This is a genomic window from Paenibacillus sp. NFR01 (genome assembly GCF_900111565.1).
In the GTDB taxonomy this organism is placed as follows: Bacteria; Bacillota; Bacilli; order Paenibacillales; family Paenibacillaceae; genus Paenibacillus_AQ.
The window spans coordinates 160,375-184,751 of the sequence record NZ_FOIK01000003.1; the positions used below are offsets into that span (position 1 = coordinate 160,375).

20 protein-coding genes are annotated in these 24,377 nt (G+C 55.6%); 13 read left to right on the top strand and 7 right to left on the bottom strand.

The features are described 5' to 3' along the window. Window positions 1-46 precede the first annotated feature (46 nt). From BMW84_RS15585 to BMW84_RS15615, 6 genes are all read left to right on the top strand, one after another. Complete coding sequence (locus tag BMW84_RS15585; RefSeq protein WP_091070023.1) at window positions 47-1,366, top strand: ABC transporter substrate-binding protein; 1,320 nt, start codon at window positions 47-49, stop codon at window positions 1,364-1,366. Next, complete coding sequence (locus tag BMW84_RS15590) at window positions 1,359-3,071, top strand: methyl-accepting chemotaxis protein (RefSeq protein WP_091070025.1); 1,713 nt, start codon at window positions 1,359-1,361, stop codon at window positions 3,069-3,071. Before BMW84_RS15585 ends, BMW84_RS15590 begins: the two co-directional genes overlap by 8 nt. A 110-nt stretch (window positions 3,072-3,181) precedes the next feature. Further along, complete coding sequence (gene hprK / locus BMW84_RS15595; RefSeq protein ID WP_091070026.1) at window positions 3,182-4,102, top strand: HPr(Ser) kinase/phosphatase; 921 nt, start codon at window positions 3,182-3,184, stop codon at window positions 4,100-4,102. Between the two features lie 96 nt (window positions 4,103-4,198). After that, window positions 4,199-7,102, top strand: coding sequence for a glycoside hydrolase family 3 protein (locus tag BMW84_RS15600; RefSeq protein ID WP_091070028.1), 2,904 nt, complete (start codon window positions 4,199-4,201; stop codon window positions 7,100-7,102). Between the two features lie 909 nt (window positions 7,103-8,011). After that, window positions 8,012-9,313: a GntP family permease gene (locus BMW84_RS15610; protein WP_091070032.1), complete on the top strand. Its 1,302-nt coding sequence runs from the start codon at window positions 8,012-8,014 to the stop codon at window positions 9,311-9,313. 16 nt (window positions 9,314-9,329) lie between these two features. Then, the gene (locus BMW84_RS15615; RefSeq protein ID WP_091070034.1) at window positions 9,330-10,469 is read left to right on the top strand and encodes a glycerate kinase family protein; all 1,140 of its coding nucleotides are present in this window, start codon (window positions 9,330-9,332) and stop codon (window positions 10,467-10,469) included. 124 nt (window positions 10,470-10,593) lie between these two features. Here the strand turns inward: BMW84_RS15615 and BMW84_RS15620 are convergent, their stop codons facing one another. Next, complete coding sequence (locus tag BMW84_RS15620) at window positions 10,594-11,628, bottom strand: CdaR family transcriptional regulator (RefSeq protein ID WP_091070035.1); 1,035 nt, start codon at window positions 11,626-11,628, stop codon at window positions 10,594-10,596. Window positions 11,629-11,876: 248 nt separating this feature from the next. Here BMW84_RS15620 and BMW84_RS15625 point away from each other — a divergent pair, with 248 nt between their 5' ends. Continuing rightward, a complete protein-coding gene (locus tag BMW84_RS15625) occupies window positions 11,877-12,671 on the top strand; it encodes a helix-turn-helix domain-containing protein (protein ID WP_091070037.1) in 795 nt (264 codons plus the stop codon). A 132-nt stretch (window positions 12,672-12,803) separates the two neighbouring features. Here the strand turns inward: BMW84_RS15625 and BMW84_RS15630 are convergent, their stop codons facing one another. The 4 genes from BMW84_RS15630 to BMW84_RS15645 all read right to left on the bottom strand — a co-directional run bounded on the left by BMW84_RS15630 (window position 12,804) and on the right by BMW84_RS15645 (window position 17,312). Then, window positions 12,804-14,150 carry a glycoside hydrolase family 5 protein gene (locus BMW84_RS15630; protein WP_091070039.1) on the bottom strand — a complete coding sequence of 449 codons (1,347 nt, stop codon included), beginning with the start codon at window positions 14,148-14,150 and terminating at the stop codon, window positions 12,804-12,806. Window positions 14,151-14,171: 21 nt separating this feature from the next. Beyond that, the gene (locus tag BMW84_RS15635) at window positions 14,172-15,023 is read right to left on the bottom strand and encodes a carbohydrate ABC transporter permease (protein ID WP_091070040.1); all 852 of its coding nucleotides are present in this window, start codon (window positions 15,021-15,023) and stop codon (window positions 14,172-14,174) included. Window positions 15,024-15,039: 16 nt separating this feature from the next. Beyond that, entirely contained in the window at window positions 15,040-15,930 is an 891-nt protein-coding gene (locus BMW84_RS15640) for a carbohydrate ABC transporter permease (RefSeq protein ID WP_091070042.1), read from the bottom strand. Between the two features lie 107 nt (window positions 15,931-16,037). Further along, window positions 16,038-17,312: an ABC transporter substrate-binding protein gene (locus BMW84_RS15645; protein WP_091070043.1), complete on the bottom strand. Its 1,275-nt coding sequence runs from the start codon at window positions 17,310-17,312 to the stop codon at window positions 16,038-16,040. A 213-nt stretch (window positions 17,313-17,525) separates the two neighbouring features. Between BMW84_RS15645 and BMW84_RS15650 the strand changes: the two genes are divergently transcribed. Both BMW84_RS15650 and BMW84_RS15655 read left to right on the top strand, forming a co-directional pair. Beyond that, window positions 17,526-19,037 (top strand): sensor histidine kinase, encoded by a 1,512-nt coding sequence (locus BMW84_RS15650; RefSeq protein ID WP_091070045.1) that lies wholly within the window; start codon window positions 17,526-17,528, stop codon window positions 19,035-19,037. 31 nt (window positions 19,038-19,068) lie between these two features. Next, window positions 19,069-19,770, top strand: coding sequence for a response regulator transcription factor (locus tag BMW84_RS15655; protein ID WP_091070046.1), 702 nt, complete (start codon window positions 19,069-19,071; stop codon window positions 19,768-19,770). 27 nt (window positions 19,771-19,797) lie between these two features. Here BMW84_RS15655 and BMW84_RS15660 read toward each other — a convergent pair whose 3' ends face one another. Both BMW84_RS15660 and BMW84_RS15665 read right to left on the bottom strand, forming a co-directional pair. Beyond that, window positions 19,798-20,697: a sigma-70 family RNA polymerase sigma factor gene (locus BMW84_RS15660; RefSeq protein ID WP_091070048.1), complete on the bottom strand. Its 900-nt coding sequence runs from the start codon at window positions 20,695-20,697 to the stop codon at window positions 19,798-19,800. 93 nt (window positions 20,698-20,790) lie between these two features. Then, window positions 20,791-21,240, bottom strand: a complete 450-nt coding sequence (locus BMW84_RS15665) for a carboxymuconolactone decarboxylase family protein (protein WP_091070049.1) — start codon at window positions 21,238-21,240, stop codon at window positions 20,791-20,793. 169 nt (window positions 21,241-21,409) lie between these two features. Between BMW84_RS15665 and BMW84_RS15670 the strand changes: the two genes are divergently transcribed. From BMW84_RS15670 to BMW84_RS15685, 4 genes are all read left to right on the top strand, one after another. Continuing rightward, the gene (locus BMW84_RS15670) at window positions 21,410-21,751 is read left to right on the top strand and encodes a cupin domain-containing protein (protein ID WP_091070051.1); all 342 of its coding nucleotides are present in this window, start codon (window positions 21,410-21,412) and stop codon (window positions 21,749-21,751) included. An 85-nt stretch (window positions 21,752-21,836) separates the two neighbouring features. Beyond that, a complete protein-coding gene (locus tag BMW84_RS15675) occupies window positions 21,837-22,082 on the top strand; it encodes a hypothetical protein (RefSeq protein ID WP_091070052.1) in 246 nt (81 codons plus the stop codon). Window positions 22,083-22,136: 54 nt separating this feature from the next. Next, entirely contained in the window at window positions 22,137-22,802 is a 666-nt protein-coding gene (locus BMW84_RS15680) for a YdeI/OmpD-associated family protein (RefSeq protein WP_091070054.1), read from the top strand. Between the two features lie 233 nt (window positions 22,803-23,035). Then, the gene (locus BMW84_RS15685) at window positions 23,036-24,202 is read left to right on the top strand and encodes a phosphodiester glycosidase family protein (protein WP_091070540.1); all 1,167 of its coding nucleotides are present in this window, start codon (window positions 23,036-23,038) and stop codon (window positions 24,200-24,202) included. Window positions 24,203-24,377: the final 175 nt, after the last annotated feature.

A 24,377-nucleotide genomic window follows, 5' to 3' on the forward strand; every position in this document is an offset into this window, starting at 1 on the left:
AGAACCGATAACATGCATATCATCCTAGTTTGAGAGGAAGTTCACGATGGGTCAAAACAGTCTTAAACGTATCGCATGTCTTTTTTTGTCGACAACTCTTGCTTTAAGCTTTGCAGGTTGTTCTTCGAATCAGGCAAATGATACAAAATCCGTGCAGAAGGACGAGCCGGTCACCCTGAATTTTTATTGGTGGGGCAGCCCGGCAAGAAAGGAGATCACGCAGAAGGTTCTCGATAAGTATCATCAGGAAAACCCCAATATTAATTTCAAGACCAAAGACTTCCCGAATGCGGCGGCCGTTGCCACTCAGCTGGCCATAGATACGGCAGACCAAACGCCTCCCGATATCGTTCAGGTCGATTACAGTTTCGCCTTCAACTATATTCAAAGAGGACTCTTTGAGCCTTTGAATTCCTATATGGACAATAAAACATTGGATCTCTCCGATGTCGACCCGCAATATTTGGCCCCAGGCCAATGGCAAGGCAAGCAATATGTCATATCGATGGGGACCAACGTATTGTCTGTTGCGTATGACCCTGCTTTTCTGGCGAATTACGGAGTCACCTTGGAGAACGGTTATACGTTCGATGATTTTTACACTGTTCTAAAGACGTTAAGAGACACAGTAGATATCCCGGGATTTTACCCGCTGGGTAACGCTCCGGACATCGCGTATTATCTCCGATCCAAAGGAGAGACGCTTTACAATAAAGAGGGAACCGGATTGGGCTACACAGATTCGAGCCTGACGGAGTATTTCAAGATCATTAAGAAGTGGACGGATGAGAAGCTTCTTAATCCGGATATTGACCTGAGTTCGACCAGTGTCGGGGCCAATAACCCCCTTGCCGAAGGGAAAACGGCCTTTTACCCGACGTCCAGCAATCAGGTCGTTGCCTTGGGAAAACTGGCGGGAAGACAGATTAATCTGCTCAACTTGCCTGCGATTCCTGGAGGAAAGGACGGGAACTTCCTTAAACCTTCTCAATTTTTAGCGGTGTCTGCTTTCTCCGAACACAAAGAGGAAGCCGTTAAGTTTATCAATTACATTACGAACAATCCAGAGGCGAATGATATTTTACAAGGGGAACGCGGCGTGCCCATAGCGAAAAAAATCAAGACCCGGCTCGAAAGCCAGGCTTCTCCACAGTCCAAGGAACAATACAGTCTGATTGATTATGTGGCCAAACATTCTACGCCGATTGATCCGCCTGCACCAAAAGGATCGACAATGATAACCAATGCGCTTCAGCTTGCCAAAAACAATCTGGTAGCAGGTTATATAACCCCGGAGCAAGCGGCCAGCACCTTCCGGACGGAAGCGGAAAAGATTTTGCAGCAGGAAGGTGACTCGAATGAGTAAACTTAGCCGGTGGTCCCGGAGTATTAATACGCGATTGTATACCGGATTCGGTCTGGTTCTCGTTTTGATGGTGTTATTAGGCGCTTTTGGTCTCCATGACCTTTCAAAGACGAATAAAACCTATAGTGACTTATTGAATAGCAGTGTAGCCGTCATAGGGCTTATCAAAGATCTGAATACAACGATTCAGGGCGAACGTGCAGCGGTCTCCGATTTTTTGGTTACCGGCGATAAAAAGAAACTCGATGATTATGCCGCTTTGAGAAAACAATTTCACCAATTACATACCAATATCGGCCCTTTAATTGGAGCAGAAGAAGATGATGAGACGCAGATTTATTACGGTCTCGATTTGTTGCAGGAGCAGTTCATCAGCATTTCGGACCAGATGATTGATGCCAAATCCAAAGGGGATACCGAAGCGCTTAACCAAATCGCGGCAACCGAAAATACGGTCCTTGATAAGTTCGTGGAAGCCGCCAATGAGTGGGTTGTCAATGAACAGCAGGAAGTCGACGAGGACATCGCAGAGGTAAAGAGCAGCGAGGAAAATTCCAAATTAACCATGGAGCTCATCGCCGTTTTTTCCCTTATTGTTGGCGCAGCTACAGCTATTCTCATCAGCCGGAGAATCATCAAGCCCATCCGCATTCTCCAGGCGGTATCCGGAAAAATCGCCGCCGGGGACTTAACGGATATTAAAGTGGGGATTGACTCCAAAGATGAATTTGGGGAGCTTGCTTCGGCATTTCGGACGATGGCCGGCAATTTGCGCCACTTAATTGAAGAAATCAGCATACACGCCACTCAGGTTGCTGCCTCTTCCGAACAACTTACAGCCGGAGCGGAGCAAACCAGCCAAGCAACGGAACATATTGCCGAGATTACGGAACAATTGGCGCGGGGAGCGAACCTTCAGGTTACCTCCATATCGAGCAGCGTTGGCATGGTTCAACAGATGGACCTGGAGGCCAAAAATATCGCGGATCGGGCGCAAAGTGTCGAAGCCTCCACGACTCACGCTTCTTCTGTAGCCGCAGAAGGGACAAAGGCGGTTCAGAAGGTTGTGGGCCAGATGAATGAAATCCAAAGAGATGTACTGGAGCTTGCGGATTCCGTTAAGTCTCTTGGGTCCAAATCGAATGAGATCGGTGCGATCATCCAGTTTATCACGGAAATTGCAAGCCAAACGAATCTGCTTTCCCTGAACGCTTCGATCGAAGCGGCGCGGGCAGGAGAGGCCGGAAGAGGATTTGCCGTGGTGGCCGCCGAGGTGAAAAAGCTTGCGGAGCAAACCACCCAATCGGGTATGCAGATCGCCGAGGTCATCAAGGATATTCAACAGGAAACCAGTATCAGCATACAAAAAGCAGCAAAAGGCGAAGAAGAGGTCTTGGTCGGGATGAAGGCGGTAACGTTAGCCGGAGAATCCTTTGCTAACATCGAGGCGGCGGTTCAGGTCGTCAGCGAGGAGATCCGGGAGGTATCCGCGGCCTCAAGCGGAATGTCCCGCAGCACGCAGGAGATGGTTGACGAATTCGGCTCGGTGTCAGGCGTTTCCGACGGCATCGCGGATCGGACGCACACGGTTTCGGCCTGCGCGGAGGAGCAGCTTGCTTCGATGCAGGAAATGAACAGCTCGGCTTCCGCACTTGCAAAAATGGCCGAGGAATTGCTGGAGCTGGTTGGTAAGTTTAAAATATAACGAGTACCCAGAAGCGGGCCTTAGCGGGCCCGTTTCTGTTATTTCCTTCCCAGAATGAAAGAGGACAAGTTAAAATAGGAGCACAATCAAGCCGCAGGAGGAGATCATCGATGAAAGCAGTGACGGTTCAAAAGATCACGGATACGTTTCATTTGGAGGTGCTGGCGGGGGCCGCCTGCATGAGCCGCGAGATTACACGCCAGCGGACGCACCGGCCGGGGCTGGAGTTCGTGGGGTATTTCGACTTTTTTCCAATGAACCGGATACAGGTGCTGGGCCGCAAGGAGATTACTTATTTGCTGACCCTGACCGTCGAAGAGCGCAAGCTGCATATCGGCAATATCGTCAAATATCATCCGCCATGCTTTATCGTGACGGCCGGCCAGCAGGAAATCCCTTATCTGAAGTTGTTCTGCGACCAGGAAGGCATCCCGCTGCTGCGGACGGAGGAGACGACCAACGAGTTCATCGCCAAGCTGGACAGCTATCTGGTCAAGGCGCTGGCACCGGAGCTGTCGATTCATGGGGTGTGCGTCAATGTGTCGGGGATCGGCATTCTGCTGCGGGGCAAGTCCGGCATCGGTAAAAGCGAAACGGCCCATACGCTGATCCGCAGGGGCCACCGGTTTGTGGCCGACGACATCGTCGTGCTGAAAAAGCTTGGTCCAGCGACGCTGCTCGGCACGCATAACGAGACGACCCGCGAGTTCCTGGCGCTGCGCAGCATCGGCCTGATCAATGTTGTGCGCCAGTATGGGCGGAGGGCGTTTCAGGATGAAACGCGGATCGTGCTCGATATCGAGTTGGCCCCCTGGCGGGAGAACGCACTGAACAACGAGCTTGAGCTGACGCCGCAGTTCACGGAGTATTTGGGCGTGAAAATCCCGCATATCGAGGTGCAGCTGCAGCCGGGGCGCGATGTGGCGGGTCTGATCGAGGCGGCAGCGAACAACTGGTATTTGAAGCAGCTCGGTTACAGCGCGGCCGAAGAATTTATGAAACGGATCGAGGACGGTATGACGGGCCACTAATAGTCTATGAAAACGCATCTAATTTTGCGGGTACTCGGGAATGGGCAAGCTGTCATAAAATACGCTTGAGGGAATCTACCCAAAGGAGGACTTTCATTGTCTACAACCACGCAATATCCATTTCAGAACCCTTCCCTTCCGCTTGAAGAACGGGTAAGCGATCTGGTGTCCCGTTTCACGCTGGAGGAAAAAGTAGGGCTGATGATTCAATACCAGACGGCGGTGGAACGCCTCGGCGTGAAAGCGTATAAACATGGCACGGAGGCCGCGCACGGCATGGCCTGGCTCGGTGAAGCGACCGGTTATCCGCAGCCGATCGGCCTCGGCTGCACCTGGGATACGGAGCTGATGCAGCGCATCGGCAGCGCGATCGGCGACGAGGCGCGCGGCTTCTTCAAGCGCAATCCCGAGATCAACGGGCTGACGCTGTGGGCGCCGACCGTCGATATGGAGCGCGATCCGCGCTGGGGCCGTACGGAAGAGGCTTACGGCGAAGACCCGGTGCTGGCCGGCAAGCTGAGCTCGGCATTGGTGCAAGGCATTCAAGGGGATCATCCGAAATATTTGAAAGCGGTTGCGACCCTGAAGCATTTTATCGGCAACAACAACGAAGTGGGCCGCGGCGACCAGTCGGTCAGCATCGACCCGCGTAACATGCGCGAATATTATTTGAAGGCGTTTGAAATTCCATTCAAAGAGGGCGGCGCCCAGTCGATGATGACGGCGTATAACGCCATCAATGGCGTTCCGGCCAACCTGACGCCGGCGGTTAATGAGATCGTCAAGGGCGAGTGGGGCATGGACGGTTTTGTCGTCAGCGACGCATTCGACGTCTCCGGCACCGTGCGCGACCACGGCTACCTGGAGACCCATAAGGAATCGGTGGCCCGTTCCGTGCGCGAGGGCGGCATCGACAGCATTACCGACGACGGGGAGCTGATCAAGCAGGCGCTGCGTGAGGCGCTGGCAGACGGGCTGCTTCAAGAGAGCGACCTGGACGCTGCGCTGCAGAACACGTTCCGCGTCCGTTTCCGGCTCGGCGAATTCGATCCGGAAGAAGGCAACCCGTACGCCGCAATCGACGAATCGGCGATTCTGGCTCCCGAGCACGCGGAGCTGTCCCGCGAAGCGGCCGGCAAAGCAGTCGTGCTGCTGAAGAACGACGGCATCCTGCCGCTGCAAGCGGACAAGCTGAAGAAGGTTGCGGTGATCGGGCCGCTCGGCGGCAAAGTCTACCGCGACTGGTACAGCGGTTCGCTGCCGTATGCGGTGACTCCGCTGGAAGGCATCCAGGCGAAGCTGAACGGCTTCGGCGGCGAGGCAAGCTTCACGCCGGGCACGGACCGCGTGAAGCTGAAGGCCAAGCGCAACGGCCGGTATGTGCAGCTGCAGGACGGCGAGCAGGCGGCGCTTGCGGCCAGCGGCGCAGCGGCCGAAGAGGCAGCGGTATTCGAGCTGACCGACTGGGGTTGGGCCAGCCATACGGCGATTGCCGAGGATAACGGCAAGTATGTTACGACGGACGACCGGATCGTGAAGGCATCCGCCGACCAGATCTGGGAGTGGTTCACGAAGGAAGTCTTCCTCGTTCGCCCATCCGGCGAGGGCGAAGGCCAAGTAACCTTCTCCACCTGGAACGATGTGCCGGTTACGGTGAAGAACGGAACAGGCGAACTGCTCGTCGGCAGCGGCAGCGCGGAAGAAACCGCCAACGAGATCAACGTGGCGGGCGCGGCGTCGGTAGCTGGGGACGAAGAAGAGAAGCTCAGCGCCGATGTCTTTGAACTGGAGACCGTTACGGACAAATACGCAGCGGCGAAGGAAGCAGCCAGCGGCGCCGACCTGTCGATCGTCTTTGTCGGCAACCATCCGCTGATCAACGGCAAGGAAACGATGGACCGTCCGGACATTACGCTGCCGGAGTCGCAGGAGCGCCTGATCCGCGAAGTGCTGTCGGTGAATCCGAATACGGTCGTGGTCGTCGTCGGCAGTTATCCGTATGCTTTGAACTGGACCGATGCCCATGCACCGGCCATCGTCTACACCACGCATGCCGGCCAGGAGCTCGGAAATGCCGTGGCCGATGTGCTTTTCGGCGACGTCAACCCGGCCGGACGCCTGAACATGACCTGGTACAAATCGGTGGACCAGCTTCCGGAGTTCATGGAATACGACATCATCAAGGGCGGCAGAACGTATCGCTACTTTACGGGGGAACCGCTGTATCCGTTCGGTCACGGCCTGTCCTACGCTACATTCCGTTACGACGGCGTAACGCTTGACCGGGCACGGGCGGTAGTGGACACGGAGAAAGAGATCGGGCTGACGGTTCGCGTGACGAACACGGGCGGCGTTGCCGGCGAAGAAGTCGTACAGGTGTACGGCCATGCGGAGCAGTCGCGCGTGAAACGTCCGCTGAAGCAATTGCTGGCCTTCAAGCGGGTGCTTGTGCAGCCGGGAGAAACGGCTGAAGTGCAATTTACGCTGCCGCTGTCCGAGCTGGCCATCTGGGACGTAACCCGCGACCGCTTCTGCATCGAAAGCGGCGCGTTTACCTTCTTGGCCGGCGCGTCTTCGGCGAATCTGCCGGTCAGCGCTACGCTTGTGGTACAGGGCGAAGTGATTCCTCCGCGCGACTTGCTGCAGCCGGTGCAGGCGATCAACTATGATGCCTATGAAGGCATCATCATCGGCGAATGCCATGAAGGCGGCAGCGCCGCGGAAGTGAAGGGCGCGTCCGGCTGGATCGCCTTCGCGGACGCCGAGTTTGGCGCTGGCGCAAGCAGCGCCAAGCTGCGCATCGCCAGCCGCGCTGCGGCAGCGGCGGAAGTCCGGCTGCAAAGCCCGGATGGCTCGCTGGCCGGGCAGGTCGAGCTTGCAGCCGGCGGTGCGCAGGAATGGCGCGAGTACATCGTCGCGCTGAGCGGCGTGAGCGGACGCCAGGACGTCTACATCGTGTTGAACGGTCCAGCAGCGCTTAGCACGCTGGAGTTCGTGTAAGCAAACAGGACCGCCTCCCGGGAAGGGGGAGCGGTCCTGTTTTTTTGCAGCTGCACACGGTTAGTTTCTGTTATTCGTAAACGGCTATTTCCCGTTCTTACGGACACCAGAGCCGTTATTCGGGAAAAAGCCCACGTTTTGGCTCTAAATACGTGGAATAACGGCGCTTAGGTCCGTAAGTCTCGGAGAAACGGTGTTTTAGAGCAAATAACGGCTGTGGTGTCCGTAACACGCCCCAAAATACAACATTTCAAACAACATACAGAGAATTCACAGGCACAAGCACAATGTATCTCCACGATAGCTCTTCGACAGCTTCAAACCACTGCGCATCTTATCCGCTTCAGCGGCTCCAGCAATACTCCAGGCATCAGCGCCTTCATTCCCAAGGATGCGCAGACTTTTGCTCTTCCACTCCAGTTTCCAGCGATCCGTCCGTATCGTTAACCCCGGCCGGGTCATTCTGTTCCAAACTCCACAGCCCATACGCTCTCCACTAAACATCCGGCTGTTCCCGTCAGCTTTCATTCCAAACCACCCATCCGCCCGCCTCACTCTACGCGCTTACGTATTTTGGTAAGTCAGCGGCATTTTTCCGGCTTCCTCCCTCTTTTTCGTGGAAAACAGGGCTGATTTTCGCTGAATTTGCCGGATTTCGTCTTCGATCCCTATGAAATTGGTTTGTTTTCATAGTGCATCTGCACAATAAGATTCAGCGGAATATCAATTGTTTCGGCCCCGAAATGCACATATAATGAAACCGTATTCAACTTAGTGAACACGCGCGGACTAGGGGAACTACAGGCGGCGGGGTCTTATTATTGGAAGGCCAGCCCAAAGCATATGTGAAATTTCGAACATGTATGGAGAGCATTTATTTTATACGATCCTGAGGGGGATGCAACAACGATGAGTGCGGCATTGGATATTAGCTGGTTTGGCGCATTGGCCGGTCTGGCACTGGCAATCATTTTGATTTTATTGAGGCTTGCACCGACGTATGCGCTTATACTCGGCGCGGTGGTCGGCGGATTTATCGGCGGAGCCGATTTTACCGAAGTGATTCAGATTCTGATTTCGGGTACGCAAAGCGTACAGGGGACCGTCATCCGAATTATCGCTGCCGGCGTATTCGCCGGGGTGATGATGGAATCGGGGGCGGCGGAGACGATCGCAAAGGTCATTGTGGACAAGCTGGGCGGGACGAAAGCGATGTTGTCTCTGGCGCTGGCAACCATGATCATTACGGCCGTGGGCGTGTTCATTCCGGTGGCCGTGCTGATCGTAGCGCCGATTGCCTTGGTGGTGGGCAATAAGATGGGCTACTCCAAAGTAGCGCTGCTGATCGCCTTGTCGGGCGGTGGCAAAGCCGGCAACATCATTTCGCCGAATCCGAACACCATCGCAGCGGCGGGCGGCTTCAAGCTGGATGTCAATCAGGTCATGATCGGCGGACTCGTCCCGGCGGTATGCGGTCTGGTGGTCGCGGTGATTCTGGCCTCCGTGATGAAATACAAGGGCACCAAGGTTACGGACGAAGAAGCCGCTGAACTGGAGAAAAATAATTCCGCGAACCTCCCGGCCCTGTCCCGCGCGCTGGTGGCGCCGGTCATTGCGGTCGTGCTCCTGATGATCAGTCCGGTCGGCTCGATGCTTGGCGTGGATTTCCTGGCGTCACTCAAGATCGACTCCTTGTTTATTCTGCCTTTCGCGGGCATCGTTGGCTCCATTGCGCTCGGCAAAACAAACAAAATCCTTGATTTCTGCACGTCGGGTCTGAACCGGATGACCCCGACGATTCTGATTATTATCGGCGCGGGTGCCATTGGCGGCCTGATTACGGCGTCGACGCTGCCCGCAGAGGTAGTGTCCCTGGTGGAAGCGTCGGGCTTGTCCGGTACCTTCCTGGCTCCGATTGCCGGTATTCTGATGGCCGGCGCAACGGCATCTACATCGACGGGCGTCATCTTGGCCACCGGCTCCTTTGCGGATGCGATAATCAACACCGGCGTGGCTCCGCTGGCCGCTGCAGTCATGGTTCATACCGGCGCGACCGTTATCGACCATCTGCCGCACGGGACGTATTTCCACGTGACCCGCAACGCCATGGGCATGACGATGAAGGACCGGATGAAGGTGGGCTTGTTCGAAAGCGTGGTTGGCCTTACGATGTGTATCGTAGCCATCGTTATGTACGGATTTATTTTATAAAGAAACGGAGAATCTCATGATGGGCAAAGTGTTTGTGTTGGCACCCGATTCATTTAAAGAAAGCATGACCGCGAAGGAAGTATGCGAGGCGATGGAGACGGGGATCCGCAGAGCGATTCCGGATGCGCAGTGCATACACGTGCCCATGGCCGACGGCGGCGAAGGGACGGTGCAGTCGCTGGTCGACGCTACAGGGGGCATCCTGATCGATAAAGAAGTAACCGGGCCGCTCGGCACGCCGGTGCAGGCGCGTTACGGTATTCTGGGCGACGGCAAAACGGGCGTCATTGAAATGGCGTCGGCAAGCGGCATTCACCACGTCAACAAGGACACGAAAAATCCGCTGGTCACGACAACCCTGGGCACGGGCGAGCTGATCCGGGACTGCATCGGGCGGGGCATCTCCGAAATCATTCTCGGCGTCGGCGGCAGTGCGACCAATGACGGCGGTGCCGGAATGGCGTCGGCGCTCGGCTACCGCTTCCTGGATAAAGACGGCCTGGAGCTGCCGCCGGGCGGCGGCTTCCTGGACCGGCTGGAGCGCATCGATACGGCACAGGTGCTGCCGCAGCTGCAGAACGTGAGATTTCTGGTCGCCTCCGACGTGACCAATCCGCTGTGCGGGGAGCGCGGAGCATCGGCGGTGTTCGGCCCGCAAAAAGGGGCCACGCCGGAGATGGTGAAGACGCTGGACCGCAACCTGCGGCACTACAGCACGGTGATCTCGCGCGCACTGGGCATCGACATCGCCGATATTCCCGGGGCGGGAGCGGCGGGCGGCCTGGGCGGCGGCCTGCTGGCGTTCACCAAAGCCACGATGAAAAAGGGCATCGAGATCGTCATCGAATACACCCGGCTGAAAGAGAAGCTGAAGGCTGCGGACTACTGCTTTACCGGCGAAGGTGGCATCGACTTCCAGACGAAGTTCGGCAAAGCGCCGTTCGGCGTAGCTCAGGCGGCCAAAAGCGTCAATCCCGACATAAAGGTCATCGCGCTGGCCGGCTATATCGGCGTGGATATCGAGACCCTGTATGACGAGGGCTTCAACGCGATCTTCGGCATCGTGCCGGGAGCGGCGGCGCTCGAAACCCTGCTTGCCGAAGGGCAGGCCAATGTTACCCGTACGGCGGAGAGCATCGCCCGCCTGCTCCGTTAATCGCACAGAGGATGTCCCAAAGCGCCCGGCGCGGGGGACATCCTCTTTTGATAAAAAGTAAACGGGATCCCCGCAAAGTACCTGACTCTGCTTCGAAGCCAATACCCCACTTTGTGGGGTTATTTTATACCCGGTGAATCAGCATAAACACAAGCTCGACGAGCTGCAGAATCTGCCGGGGGTCTTTGCCGGTGAGGCTGTGGATTTTGTTCAGCCGGTAATGCAGCGTGTTGCGGTGGATCATCAGCTGCGCCGCGGTTTCGTTGGCATTCAGGTTGCAGCTGAGATACGTCTGCAGCGTCCGGGTCAGCTCCTCGTTTTTCTCCAGCAGATGCGCGAGCCTTTCCGTCCGGGGGTCGGCCCGCAGCTGCTTCGCCAGATCGGCAACAAGCTCGCAGGCGGAGTAATGAATCGCACTCTCCTTGAAATAGACGCCCCGGAGCACGCGCATGGCGGCTTTGCTCTGGGCATAGCCTTCGGCCACCGTTTCGTTCCATTTGCTGACCGCGAGGCCGGCGCCGGGGTGGCGCTCCAGAACGGTTTGGAGCAGCGCATCCGTCTGCGCGGGTTTGTCGGCTTCCTGCAGAATGAAGCACAGCGAATGGTTGGACGCGCGGAACGAAGGCACCGACTTGATCGTATCCTCGGCGAATTCCCCGGGGAACTCGGCCAGCACGACCTGGGAAGGTTTGCTGAGCTCAAGGCCGTAGGTTGCCGCCTGCTCGGCCAGCTCCGAAGTGTAGGCCGTCTCCGGCTGGATAAGCCCGTTGAAAAATTCCTGCTTCAAATGATTCCGCAGATTTTTTTTCTCCAACGCCATATTCTGCTCGATCAGCAGCGCCACTGCCGTCTTCAGCAGATTGCCGAATGGTCGCGTATCCTCCACCTCGCCGCTGATGCCGACAACGCCGAGTATAGCGTCGCCCAGCTCGATCGGCAGATTGATGCCTTTTTTCACATACTGCCCATCCTCGCGGATTTCCACGACCTCCCGCTGCTTGATCGCTTGCGCCGCCCCGTAATGCAGCGTGCCGATCCGCGCTTTATTGCCGCTGCCGATAATAATGCCGGTCCGGTCCATAATGTTGATGTTGTAAGGGATATCTTTCATCATCCGGTCTACGATATGCTGGGCTTGCTGACGGGTCAATTCATACATTGAAAGGGGCTCCTTAGGCGGTTAGTCAAGTTACTCAAATTGTAAGCTTCCTTGGTTGCGGGGTCAATGAATGGGTGTCGATTTATTTGTGCAAAAGAACAAAAATCACTCACAAAATTACTTTTTATTGAAAATGAGGGACCTATTGGCCTGAAAATCCTCTCCGCAACCTGTGGTTGACAATTTGCCAGCCTGAATTGGTAGTCATAACCAACGGCCGGCGCTATGATTAGGGGGAGGTGATCGCATTGGAAATATCTGAAAAGCTGCAGCAGCTCCGCAAGCAGAAAGGTCTGTCGCAGGAAAAACTCGCCGATCTCGTCGGCGTCTCCCGGCAAGCCGTGTCCAAGTGGGAATCGGGGCAGTCCCAACCCGAAACGGATAAGCTGCTTGCGCTCAGCGAGCTGTTCGGCGTAAGCGTGGACCATTTGCTCAAGAATCAGCCTGAACAACGAGAAGAACCGCGGGAGGCATGGAGCGGCCATGCCCCGCAACCGACCTATTATGATTACCGCCGCTACGAATACAAAAGCGAACGAACCCTTTTCGGCCTCCCGCTGATCCATATCAACACCGGAAGGGGCGTTCATGTGGCCAAGGGAATTGTTGCGATCGGCAATATCGCCGTCGGGGGCCTCGCGATCGGCATTGTCTCCGCTGGCGGAATCTGCCTCGGCGCCTTGTCGCTAGGCCTGCTGAGTCTTGCAGGCTTGGCCATCGGACTGCTGCTGGCTGCCGGGGGGCTTGCCGTCGGCACGCTTGCCTTTGGCGGCCTGGCACTCGGCATCGTTGCCGTCGGCGGCTGCGCGCTGGGGTTGTTCTCACTCGGCGGCTTGGCCGTGGCTTCGCATATCGCCATCGGCGGGTATGCCTCGGGGCATATCGCCATCGGCGAATCGGTGAACGGCGCATACACGCTGGTCACGCCGGACAATCACATCGGCGGCGTTTCGAAGGATGCCGTACGCAGTCTTATTCATCAGGAGTATCCGCATCTATGGAGTCCGCTGAAACGCGCGATTCTGGCGATCTTTAATGGATAATCCGGGTAAAAGGACTGCAGCGCAAAAAAAGCTTCCCACGGGGGAAGCTTTTTGTTTTGGCTTAAAATGCAAACCAGTGAAGTTGAAATAAGCCGAAATGAAGCCGTATGCCGGGATTGATGCCGGCTACCCTTACTTCTGTGTGTAGCTCCGCACCAGCGTCTCCAGCTCGGACCAGTGCTTGCAGTTCTCCCAGCGGAACGAGGCGGGCAGCGCAAACGCCTCTTCCCAAGGCAGGTTATTCAGGCGGGGCTTAAGGATCTGTTCCACGGCAATGGCCTGCATGATCGTCCGCATCCGGAACTGGAGCGGGTACCGCTCCGCCGCGGAAATCGGCTTGAAGTAGGTCGCGGCCATGTAATCGACAAGTGCTTCGCCCTTTTCCTGCTCCTTGTGCTGATTCCACTCCAGCTTGATCTCCCCGGTCAGCTTGCGCCAAGGCGTATCCTCGCCCGGGTAGACGATGCCCATCGTCGCCGCATCTTTATAGGTCCACAGCGCCCAGGAGACATCGTTTTGCTCGCACAGGTCGAGCATATCCTCGATAATCTCCATCTGGTAATCGATGTCTTCCTGGTCGAATACAAGACCGAGCTCGCCGCACCACACCGGCCGTTTGTATTTGTCGCGGATCGCAAGCAATTCCTGAAAAGCTGCGGCAAAAATCTCCTTGCGCCGCGAACGAGGCATCTCATGCGTGAGCACGGCCGGATCGGCAACGAACGGATAGAAGTGGAACTCGTAGGCAACCTGCGGATCGTCGACAGGCTCGATCATGGAGAAATCGGTGGTAAAGGCGTTGCCCTCTACGAAGATGATATGTTTGCCGTCCACCTTGCGGATCTCGGTGATAACCTTGCGGTAGAAATCATTGAACACCTCGGCGTCTTTGACCAGCGACGGCTCGTTGACGATGTCGTAGGCGGCAATCCACGGCTGATCCTTGTAATAGGCGGCGATGTGGCCCCAAAGACCGATCACGGTATCGCGCAGCGCCCCGTATTCCCAGAACAGCGGCAGGCCGGAGGCGGTATCGCAGTGCCAATCGGGGTTTTGCCCGCCTGGAACGGAGTGGAGGTCGAGAATGGCGTAAATTTCGTATTTTTCGCACAGGGAAACGATGTGGTCCAAATAGTTGAAGCCTTCCTTCTTGTACGCTCCCGGATGCTGGTCGTCGATGAAATATTTATAGTTGAAGGGCAGCCTCAAATGGTTAACGCCAAGCTTCTTCAGAAAGACAAAGTCGCGCTCGCTCATGAACTCCAGCAGGAAGCGGTCGAAAAACTGCTCTGCCCGTGCCTTGCCGTATACTTCGGCAAAAGCCTGTTTGATCATCGTGTCCGTTCCGGGCAGGCCGATCATGAAATGCTCCAGGTTCATCCACGAACCGAGCCCGAAGCCGCGGAACAATATTTTTTCGCCGCCTACGGTGAAATCCTCTCCTGAAATCTGCACAAAAGGCCGGTTGGCAATAGTCATATTCAGCACCTCGATTAATAATTAATTTTTCATGCCGGTCGTGGCCACGCTTTGAATGAAAAACCGTTCGCCGATCAGGAACACGATCACCATCGGAACGGTGGCAAGCACGGTGCCGGCCATCAGCAGGCCGTAATCCATCGTGTGTTCGGTCTGGAAAGCCTTCAGTCCCAGCTGCAGCGTCTTCAGCGCATCGTCATTCAGGTAAATGAGCGGCGCCAGGTAGTCGTTCCACATATAGGTAAAGGTGAAAATCGCCAGCGTGGACAAGCCGGGAGCGGCCAGCGGCAGCATAATCCGCCAGAAGATCCGCCATTCGTTGTAGCCATCCACCCGTGCCGCTTCGTTAAGCTCGTCGGGCAGGCTCTTGAAGAACTGCCGCATCAGGAAAATGCCGAAGCCGCTGAACAGCTGGATCAGAATATAACCCGTATGCGTGTTGTACAGCCCCAGCTTGCTGACGACGGAGAACTGCGGCACCATGATCGAATGCCACGGCATCATTAGGTTGGCCATAAATAGCACGAACACGGCGGATTTGAACGGCACCTTCAGCTTGGCAAAGGCGTAAGCCGACATTGCGGACAGCAATACTTGTAGTGCCGTAATCACGGCGGATAATTTTAGCGTATTCAGCAGGTAGCGGGCGAACGGAATCGCCGTCCATACCTCTTTGTAATTGTCCAGATACAGGCTGGAGGGAATCCAGTCGCCCGGATGTTTGAACAGATCGACGTCTGTCCGCAGCGAAGCCGAGATCATCCACAGAAACGGGAACAGCGTCGCGACTGACAGCACCACCAGGATGGCCGGCAGCAGCAGGCCGCGAAGCCGCCCGGTTATGGATGGATATTGGGTTTGGGTTTCCGGCATCCATGCTCTCTCCCTTCTAGTAGGTGACCCATTTTTTCTCCAGCTTGAATTGAATCAGCGAGATAATCATGATGATGAAAAACAGAACGGCTGACATCGCCGCAGCGTAGCCCATCTGATAGTTGATGAAGGCTTCCTGATAGATGCGGAATACGAGCACGTTGGTCGAGCGCCCCGGCCCGCCGTCGGTCATGACGGAAACGAGGTCGAACACCTGGAACGAGTTAATGATCGTCAGGATCAGCACCATGAACAGCGTCGGGGACAGACTGGGTAGCGTAATGTAAAAGAATTGCTGGAGTTTACCTGCGCCGTCTAGCCGCGCCGATTCGTACAGATGCTCGGGAATGCCCTGGATGCCGGCGAGCAGGATGATCATATAGTAGCCGAAGCTTTTCCAGACGGCGACCAGCACGATGGCGACCAGCGCCCATTTCGAGGACATCAGCCATTCCGGGGGATGGGCGATGCCGACCGCTTTGAGGATCTGGTTAATCGGACCGGAGAGCGGATTGAACAACAGTCCCCAAACAATCGCAATCGACACCATGGACGTAATCTGCGGAAAATAAAAGGCCATGCGCAAATACTTGCGCAGATGCAGCACGCTGTTCAGCGCCACCGCTGATAAGAGGGCAAGCAGCATCGTCAGCGGGACGAACAGCAGCGTGTAGATAGAGTTATTTTTCAGCGAGACCCGGAAATAATCGTCCCGAAACAGCTGGGCATAGTTATCGAAGCCGATGAAATGGGCCTTCATATTAAAGCCGCCGTAATCGGTGAAGCTCATGACCAGGCCGTAGACGAGCGGAATCATGATAAACACGGCGAACAAGGCGAAGGCGGGTAGAATGAATAACGTTCCCGGCACGTACGACTTGTATTGTTGCAGACGTTTGGCCGTCATGCGAAAGTCCACCTCCTGTAAGTTGATCGCTCCCTGAAAACGCAGGTTCGGCTTCCGTCCGGGGTCGAAGCGGAAGCCGAGCGCGCGCCGCAGCTAAGGTAAAAGGGTTACCGCTGTTTCAGGAAGTTTTGGATGGCGGTCTGCGAATCCTCTTCCTGGAAGAGGAACAAATCGCGCTGTTCGTTAAACACCCGGCCGATCCGTTCGATATCGGCGACCGGCTGGTTCTCGACGACGGTGTTCGCTTCAAAGAAATAACTGCTGCCTTTGATGCCGGTGGCGTTCAAATACGATTCCTTCGTCTTGTCGCTGGCGTAGGCCGGCAGCACGCTGGATTCGGCGATCATCGATTCGCCCGCTTCGCCGGAGACGAACTTCACGAATTCGAGCGCCGCGTCCTGATGTTTGCTTTGCGGATTGATGCCGATAAAGGTGCTCACCCCGCCGACGGTGATCGGATCGTCAACGCCCGCGGGCAGCGGGAGCGGCGCCATATCGAAGGCGATATCGGTTTTTCCGGCGGCAATATCTGCCTTCAGCATGTTGATGGTCCATTCGCCGTTGATCATCATCGCCACGTTGCCGCTTTCAAACTGCTTGATCCAGTCGACGCTCTCCGCCTTCATCTGCTTGTAGCTCATATGCGAGGCGTCCTTATAATAGAGTCGGTCCAGATAATCGAGCCACCCGGCCACCGGGTCGAGATTGTCGTCGAGAATGGTCGCTCCCTGCTGGAGCGCGCCCAGCGGCGCTGTGATCCAGTCGGCGTAATAGCCGCCCCATTGTTTGTTCGCGCCCTCGCCTTTGGTCAGGCTTTTGGCCAGCTCGGCGTATTCGTCCCAGGTCATCTGCGACGGAACATCAACGCCGGCCTGGCTAAAGATGGCTTTGTTGTAGAATAATGCGTACTGGGAGGTCCGGTACGGCAGGGCGTAATATTTGCCGCTGGTCAGCACGTCCGTGATGTCCTGGAAGCTCGGACCGTAGGAGCCGACATCGAGATTCAGCTCTTTAACCTTGCCAGTCAGGTCGACCAGCTGGTTCTTGGAAGAATATAGCCCGAGACTGCTCGTGCCGTTGATGCTGTAGACGTCCATCTCGGACCCGCCGGACAGGTTGTTCATGATTTTGGTGTTGTATTCGTCGGCGTTGTTGCTGATGGTATTCAGCTTCACTTCAATATTCGGATGCTGCGTGTTGAAGGCTTCGACGACCTTTTTCATATAGTCTTCTTCATCGGTCCAGGTGTAGTATTGAAGGACAACCTTTTCCTCGCCGCCGGCATCCCCGGCATTCTCCTTATCGTTTGAGCCGCAGCCCGCCAAGGTTGCCAGCAGCGCCGCGCCCAGCATAACGGCTGCGCCGGATTTCTGTATCTTCATATAACCCCTCCTAGGGAACTTGTTGTAGTTTTAGTGTAAACGCCTTCAGCGATAGGGGTAAGGTTGAACTTTTATCCCCGCGATGGGACGGTTTTCCCCTCGAATAGACCTGATTTCTCGGCCGGGGCCGGTTCGGGTGGAGAAAACTTCAACCTTTACAAACGCCCGGATTTGAAATGTAGTGGAGAGAAAGGGAGGGGAAGGGGAGCGTTTATGTTTATTTTTCTGGTATTTGTCCTGTTTATCGCTATCTCGGGATTTCTGCTGATGCAACGCAAATATACGAAGGCCACGCTGTTCATGCTGCTGATGGGCTTCTCCTATTTGATTGTCATTTCCTGCATTATTATCTACATGTCCAAGGATGCGTATTATTACTACCGGCTCAAAGACTTTTTCGGGCTCAAGCAGAGCATGCTGAACCAGCTGATGTTCCTGCCGGTGTCGCGGTTTGCGCTGATCCGCCTGCTGAACTTTTTTTCGGTCACGTTTCTTTATGCAGGCTTGTGCTCGGCGATCTATTTCGCCTTTCATGTCCGGTTCAAACGCGGAGTTCTGCTGCTGACGCTTCTTGCGGTTCCCGGTACGGTTCAAGTGCTGCTGTACGATCCCGGCATTTACACGCGCCTCTATTACTGGCTGTATCCGGCCTATCTGAGTCCGCAAGCTTTCAATGCCGCCTATGGGCATTTCCATCGCGTGACGTTTGCGGTCAACACGCTATATATCGCGGCCGGTATGCTGCTGCTGGGGTATGCGCTGTATGCCGCGCCCAAGGTCCGGCAGATTCAGAGCAATATTATGATGATTCTTCTTTCGTACCTGTCCGTGCAGGTGACGTATTACTATATCAACTACTGGTCGCCGGATGTGCTGATCAAGGTCTCGAAGGCGATGGATTTTACCCGGTACAAGCCGATCAATCTGGTCGGCAACCCGTCGATTTACAGCCTGCTGCCGTATTTGACGGGCTTCTGCCTGCTAATCAGCCTTTATAGCATCTACCGGTACACGCGAATTCAAAACAGTATCAAAAACCAGGAAGCGGTGATCTCGAAAAATATCGATTCGGCGCTTTTTACGTCGCGCGTATTCAGCCACTATATCAAAAACGAGCTGCTGGCCATCATGGCACAGACGGAATTTATCGAAGGCATGCCCGGGCAGCCGCCGGAGCTGGCAGAGGAAATTCAGGTCATCGAGCAGCGCTGCCGCAAAATTTACGACCGGCTGGATGTCATCCACCAGAAGACGCTGAAAGCCAAAGTCGAATTGGTCCCGTCTTCGCTGAATGAACTGCTGGCTAAACTCCTGGACGACCTGCAGCCGGAGCTGAAAATGGTTCAGGCGGAATACGCGCCGCCTACGCGGCCGCTCGTCATTATGGCGGATGCGTATTATTTCGCGCAGGCCGTCGGCAATATCATCGCGAATGCGGCGGATGCGCTGGAATTCGTGCCAGAGAAATCGCGCAAGCTGACGATAGAGACGGTAATCAAAAATAAGTGGGTGGAGCTGGTGATTGCCGACAACGGACCGGGCATGCCGGAGGAGCATCTGCGGCAGATCTTCCAGCCGTTTTATTCCTCCAAGCCGACGGCGACCAACTGGGGCATGGGATTGTCGATTACGCATACGATCATTACGGCCCACGGCGGGAAAATCAGCGCCGAAAGCAAACCCGGCGAGGGCAGTGTATTCCGGATTATTATGCCGCTGTTATAGGGTAAAGAGACCGAAGAGGGGAGAGAGGAACATGCAGAAACCGGTCATCAAGGTGCTGATTGTCGAAGACGACGCGCTGATTGCCAAGCGGTATCAGATGATTTTGTCGCGGGACGAGGAGATCGAGTGGGCGGGCACCGCGCTTAGCGGATATGAAGGAACGATGCTCGCCGCATTAAATAAACCGGATATCGTGCTGATGGATGTAGAGCTGGAGGACAAGGAAGCGGGCCTGCGGGCGACCGCGGAGATTCTCAACTATATGCCCGAGGTCAAGGTGGTCATGCTGACGGTTTGCGAGACCGACGACACGGTGTTTCGGGCGTTTGAACTGGGGGCAACCAATTATCTGCTGAAAAATATGCCCGCGGACGCCATCCTGGAAGCGGTGAAGGACGCGTATTACGACCGCTCCTCGCTGCATTCGAACATCGCCGGCAAAATCCGCCGCGAGTTCAAACGGATCAAGAAGACGGAGGATAGCCTGCTGCATAATTTCTATATCATTACGCAGCTGACGCCGACCGAGCTGGAGGTTCTGGAGCTGCTGATGAAGGACTACACCCGCCAGGAGATTTGCCAGCTGCGGCATGTCGAGCCTTCCACGCTGAAGACGCAGATTAACAGCATCCTGAAGAAGTTTGGCAAAAACAGCGTGCAGGATATCGTGCCCGTCCTGCGTGAGCTGCATATTCCGGAGATTCTGGCCCAGCGCAAAGGCAAGCCGGGCTGAGGGCAGACGCATTATGCTGCGCCAGCCTTACGTAATCAGCGTCAGCTTCTCCGGATTGGTGATGAGATACACGGCGCGGACCGCTTCAAATTGCTCATCCGGCTCCAGCACGATCGCGATCGGCGGTTTGCCGTCCCGGACGAGCAGCAGTCCGCGCTGCCCGCTGATCTCGGCCGGGCGCAGCTCGCCGGTCAGCGAGCCCTTCCGGTGAATGCCGGCCAGGAAGGCGAAGACGCGTTTGCGGCTGAGGATCGGGTTCAGCGCCGAGCGGACGATGCCGCCTCCGTCGCCGAGCAGAACGGCGTCATCGGTTAGCAGCGGGATAAACGATTCAATTCTGCCGCTGCCCAGCGCTTGGGCGAAAGATTGAAGGAATGCCTCCATCTTGGCGTCCAATGACGCCTCGCCTTCCTCCGGCTCCGGCCGATGGCCGAGCTTGGCGGCAGCCCGGCTGAAGATTTTGCGGCAGGCGGCTTCCGTCTTATTCAGCGCCGCGGCAATGTCGGCGTATTCGTAGCCGAGCGATTCACGCAGGACGAAGACCGCACGCTCCTGCGGCGTGCAGTTCTGCAGCAGGACAAGCAGCGCATAGCCGAGCCGCTCGCGCCGGAGCATCCGGTTCAGCGGCTGTTCCGCGTCGTCCAGCTGGATGATCGGCTCCGGCAGCCACTGGCCGGGATAGTTCTCCCGCCGGCGCGGCGCGGCTTTCATCATGTTGAGCGCGCGGTTGGTGAGCATTTTCACGAGATACGCTTTGGGATGTTCCAGCTCCAGGCCGTCCTGACGGCTGACGGAGACGAATACATCCTGCACGGCATCCTCCGCTTCCGTCATTGAGCCGAGCATCCGGTAGGCGATGGACAGCAGCAGCCCCTTATATTCGCGGTACAGCTCGTCGACGGCGCTCGCTTGTTCAGCGGTCTTCATCACGCATGACCTCCAGTAGGTAGGAATGTCTTTATCATAGCCAGTTAACGCCAAAGAAACCACCCCATCCGTGGTGGTTTGACTTTGGATGGCTTAGTTGTCGAAGCAGCCGGGGAACATGCCGGTCGAGATGGCCAGCCGGTTCCAGCTGTTGATGGCATTGATCGTAATGATCAGCGCGACATAGTCGCTTTCGCTGAAATGCTTGCGCGCTTCCTCGTAGACGGCTTCCGGTACGCCGGCATCGGCGATGCGGGTTACGGCTTCGGTCAGCGCCAGCGCGGCGCGTTCCTTCTCGGTGAACACCGGCGATTCGCGCCAGACCACGACGAGCGCCAGACGTTCCTCGCTTTCGCCCATTTTGCGCAGATCCTTGATATGCATGTCGACGCAGAAGGCGCAGCCGTTGATTTGCGAGGCTCTGATTTTCACCAATTCGAACAATACCGGATCCAGCCCCATTTTCGTGGCGGCATCCTCCAGCTTGGCAAGGGCCTGATAGGCGGCCGGATTGGCTTTGCGATGGTCTATGCGAAGTTTCATGATAAATTCCTCCAATAAAGGTTGATGTTTTTTACGCTATCTAAGACAATCGGCGTTCCGGTTTTGTGACAGGTTTCATGAAAATATTTTTTCTTTTGCAAAAAATACGCCGGATCCGTATAATTATCCGAAATAGAGCGGGATACGGTGGATAAGGAGCGGATGGGCAATGAAGATCAGCAAGGCGAATGCCCCGCATTATATATGGGGAGAGCAATGCGACGGCTGGCGGCTCGTGCAGCAGCCTCACTTAAGCGTCATTCATGAGCGGATGCCGGGCGGAACAGCGGAAGTGAAGCATTATCATGAACGTGCGGAGCAGTTTTTCTTTATTCTTTCGGGGACAGCCGCGATGGAGATTGCAGGCGAGACCGTGGAGCTGCACGCGCAGGAGGGGGTTTCGATTTTGCCGGGGGTGCCGCACCGGATGTACAACCCTACGGAGCAGGATGTAGAGTTCATGGTCATCTCCTCTCCGGCCAGCAGCGGGGACCGGGTGCTTGCAGATTAATGCGGCGCTAATAATGCCTAAATATATCGTTAACATTTCGCTGGTATGCTGTAAGAAAATTGAGCAAAGAGGAGCAGGATTAACCATGCTAACCATGCAAAAGCAAGACTCGCCGCTGCCGGCCGAGTTCCGGATCAGTGCCAGCGAGACCATGCAGAATAAATTGCTTTACCAAATCCATACCGGACAGTTTGGAGACCGTGAGCTGGCCCACTTACAGAAGGCATGCTACAAGGAGCTGCATCAGCTGCGTTCTGAACTGGACGTACTGCTGGACGAGCTGCGTTTGATCGTAAGCGGCGGCAAAAAGAGGGAGGCACTCGCAGCGTAAGCGGCGGGCGCCTCTTTTTTGATATAATGAAGGAAAAAACGAGGAGCGCCCGGGATGGAAAAAACGATCGTCGAGAAGTTAAATTTGCAAAAATACAATAAAGCTGCGGTGCTTCATCATCCGGAAGGAGAAGAATGGCTTGGCGGTTTGGCCGCTTACGACACGGAGCTTCTGTCGCCTGGCTATGATCTGATTTTTGCCTTTGCACTGGATATGGAGGCGATGCAGGCCATCGTCGGTCGGGTGCTCTCTGGCGATTATTTGGCTAAGGGCGGTTATCTTTATGTCGCATATCCCAAAAAGGGGAATAAGGTTTATCCCACCTATATTCACCGGGATCAGCTGTTTGCCGGTTTGGGGGCGGATGAGGAGAGCGGCTATATCGGGGCAAGCACCTTAAAATTTTCGCGGATGGTCGGGATGAATGATGTTTTTACCGTGGTGGGCCTTAAGGAAGAGGCGAAAAAGAGCGCTGCCTCTGGAAAGCCCAGCCAGCGTGTGGACGACTACGTGGCGCTGATCCCCGCGATTGAGAGTGATCTGCAGGACAGGCCGCAGGCCCTGGCCTTCTACCGGACGCTGACGCCGGGTTACCGGAAGGATTGGGCGCGTTACGTATACAGCGCGGTGCAGGAGGAGACCCGGGACAACCGGCGGGAAGAAATGAAGGAAGCGCTGGAAGCGGGATTCAAGAACATTACCTTGTACCGGAACCGATAAGAATCGCGATTACGAATAGCAAATTGCCTATATAGACGGCCTTGATCCTGATTTTGCAGGACAAGGCTTTTTTGTTGTCCGCGGAATCCGGTTCTTCTTCATTTAAAAATAGCTGCGATTTTTCCGATAGAAGTAATGACAACCATAATTCGCCAAAGGAGATTTATATTCAAATGATGCAGCAACAGAAACGGAAACAGCAGCTTAACCTGAAGGAGGAGCACCGCAGCGGCATGGGACAACCTCAACTACGGTGGCGAAAGGCGCTGGCGCTGGGCGGCGCCTGCATGCTTGCGCTGAGCCTCATGGTGAACCCGGCCTATGCGGCGGCTCCGGCATCCAAAATGGCTGTACGGATGGACAATCAGAGCCGGAGCTTCGTGCCGATCCGCTTTCTGAGCGGATTTGCCGGCATTTCGCTCAGTGCGGATGCCGCAACCAAGCAAATTACCGTCGTGAAGGAAGATCAACGTTTGACGCTCACGGTCGGCAGCCTGACGGCTCTTGTCAACGGCAGTCCGGTTAAACTCACCGCGGCGCCGTATACTGCGGAGGGCGTGACCTATGTGCCGATTGGATTTATCGCCGGGCAGCTCCATCTGGCGTTGACATGGAACGGTGAAACCTCCTCGGTAACGATAGCCTCAGGGGATGTATCGGCAGATTTGCCTGTAGCGCAGGGGATTCAAGACCTGTCGGCCACCAAACCGGTGGAAAGCGGGGCCCGTTCCTTCAAAGTAGGCGCACAGACCTTCCGGACCAACATCGTAACGGTATCGCTGCTGCATCCGAAGGTTCATCTGGGAGTAGCGCTCGCGCAAGGCACCGTCGGCAGCGTACAGGAATTAAAATCGATTGCCATGCAAAACAAGGCGGTTGTGGCGATTAACGGCACATTTTTCGATGCCTATACCAAAGATTCCTATAAAGCGCCTTACGGATATATCGCCAGCGGAGGCAAGCTGCTGAAGAACAGCCCCGGCGATAAAAGGGCTACTTTTACATACAACAGCAATGGACTGGCCGAACTGGTTCCCGGCTTCGATTTCAAGGGACGTTTTGATACAGGAAAGGTAGAGGGCGCATTGCAGGCCGGCCCGCGCCTGCTGGTGGACGGCAAGGTGGCGATCAACGTTCAAGAAGAAGGCTTCCGCGATCCGAAGATCCTGACCGGCGGCGGCGCGAGAAGCGCACTTGGCCTTACGAAAGACCATAAGCTCATTCTTCTGACCACCGGAGGGGCGACGATTCCGCAGCTGGCACAGATCATGAAACAGGCTGGCGCTTACCAGGCTATGAATCTCGACGGGGGCGCTTCCAGCGGCCTCTATTATAATGGGAAGTACCTGACCACGCCGGGCCGCCTGATCAGCAACGCAATCATCGTTACGCTGAAATAAAGCTGATCCCCATTCTGCTGTCTTATCACTATGCCTTAGGGCATAGTGATTTTTTTAATTGCTTATTTCTATTTTCACAATAAAATCTCTTGTTCCCGGATTGATAGACTCTTATAATTAGGACTAAAGGCGTAGAGGAAGCAATTTCCAAGTCAAAAATCGAAAAATTTAGCTA

What these genes read in the sequence shown, in the direction of transcription:
- BMW84_RS15590 (WP_091070025.1), top strand. Translation starts at nt 1,359, where the DNA reads ATGAGTAAACTTAGCCGGTGGTCCCGGAGTATTAATACGCGATTGTAT.
- BMW84_RS15655 (WP_091070046.1), top strand. Translation starts at nt 19,069, where the DNA reads ATGCAGAAACCGGTCATCAAGGTGCTGATTGTCGAAGACGACGCGCTG.
- BMW84_RS15685 (WP_091070540.1), top strand. Translation starts at nt 23,036, where the DNA reads ATGGGACAACCTCAACTACGGTGGCGAAAGGCGCTGGCGCTGGGCGGC.
- BMW84_RS15610 (WP_091070032.1), top strand. Translation starts at nt 8,012, where the DNA reads ATGAGTGCGGCATTGGATATTAGCTGGTTTGGCGCATTGGCCGGTCTG.
- BMW84_RS15635 (WP_091070040.1), bottom strand. Translation starts at nt 15,023, where the DNA reads ATGCCGGAAACCCAAACCCAATATCCATCCATAACCGGGCGGCTTCGC.
- BMW84_RS15675 (WP_091070052.1), top strand. Translation starts at nt 21,837, where the DNA reads ATGCTAACCATGCAAAAGCAAGACTCGCCGCTGCCGGCCGAGTTCCGG.
- BMW84_RS15645 (WP_091070043.1), bottom strand. Translation starts at nt 17,312, where the DNA reads ATGAAGATACAGAAATCCGGCGCAGCCGTTATGCTGGGCGCGGCGCTG.
- BMW84_RS15585 (WP_091070023.1), top strand. Translation starts at nt 47, where the DNA reads ATGGGTCAAAACAGTCTTAAACGTATCGCATGTCTTTTTTTGTCGACA.
- BMW84_RS15640 (WP_091070042.1), bottom strand. Translation starts at nt 15,930, where the DNA reads ATGACGGCCAAACGTCTGCAACAATACAAGTCGTACGTGCCGGGAACG.
- hprK (WP_091070026.1), top strand. Translation starts at nt 3,182, where the DNA reads ATGAAAGCAGTGACGGTTCAAAAGATCACGGATACGTTTCATTTGGAG.
- BMW84_RS15665 (WP_091070049.1), bottom strand. Translation starts at nt 21,240, where the DNA reads ATGAAACTTCGCATAGACCATCGCAAAGCCAATCCGGCCGCCTATCAG.
- BMW84_RS15615 (WP_091070034.1), top strand. Translation starts at nt 9,330, where the DNA reads ATGATGGGCAAAGTGTTTGTGTTGGCACCCGATTCATTTAAAGAAAGC.
- BMW84_RS15650 (WP_091070045.1), top strand. Translation starts at nt 17,526, where the DNA reads ATGTTTATTTTTCTGGTATTTGTCCTGTTTATCGCTATCTCGGGATTT.
- BMW84_RS15660 (WP_091070048.1), bottom strand. Translation starts at nt 20,697, where the DNA reads ATGAAGACCGCTGAACAAGCGAGCGCCGTCGACGAGCTGTACCGCGAA.
- BMW84_RS15670 (WP_091070051.1), top strand. Translation starts at nt 21,410, where the DNA reads ATGAAGATCAGCAAGGCGAATGCCCCGCATTATATATGGGGAGAGCAA.
- BMW84_RS15630 (WP_091070039.1), bottom strand. Translation starts at nt 14,150, where the DNA reads ATGACTATTGCCAACCGGCCTTTTGTGCAGATTTCAGGAGAGGATTTC.
- BMW84_RS15620 (WP_091070035.1), bottom strand. Translation starts at nt 11,628, where the DNA reads ATGTATGAATTGACCCGTCAGCAAGCCCAGCATATCGTAGACCGGATG.
- BMW84_RS15680 (WP_091070054.1), top strand. Translation starts at nt 22,137, where the DNA reads ATGGAAAAAACGATCGTCGAGAAGTTAAATTTGCAAAAATACAATAAA.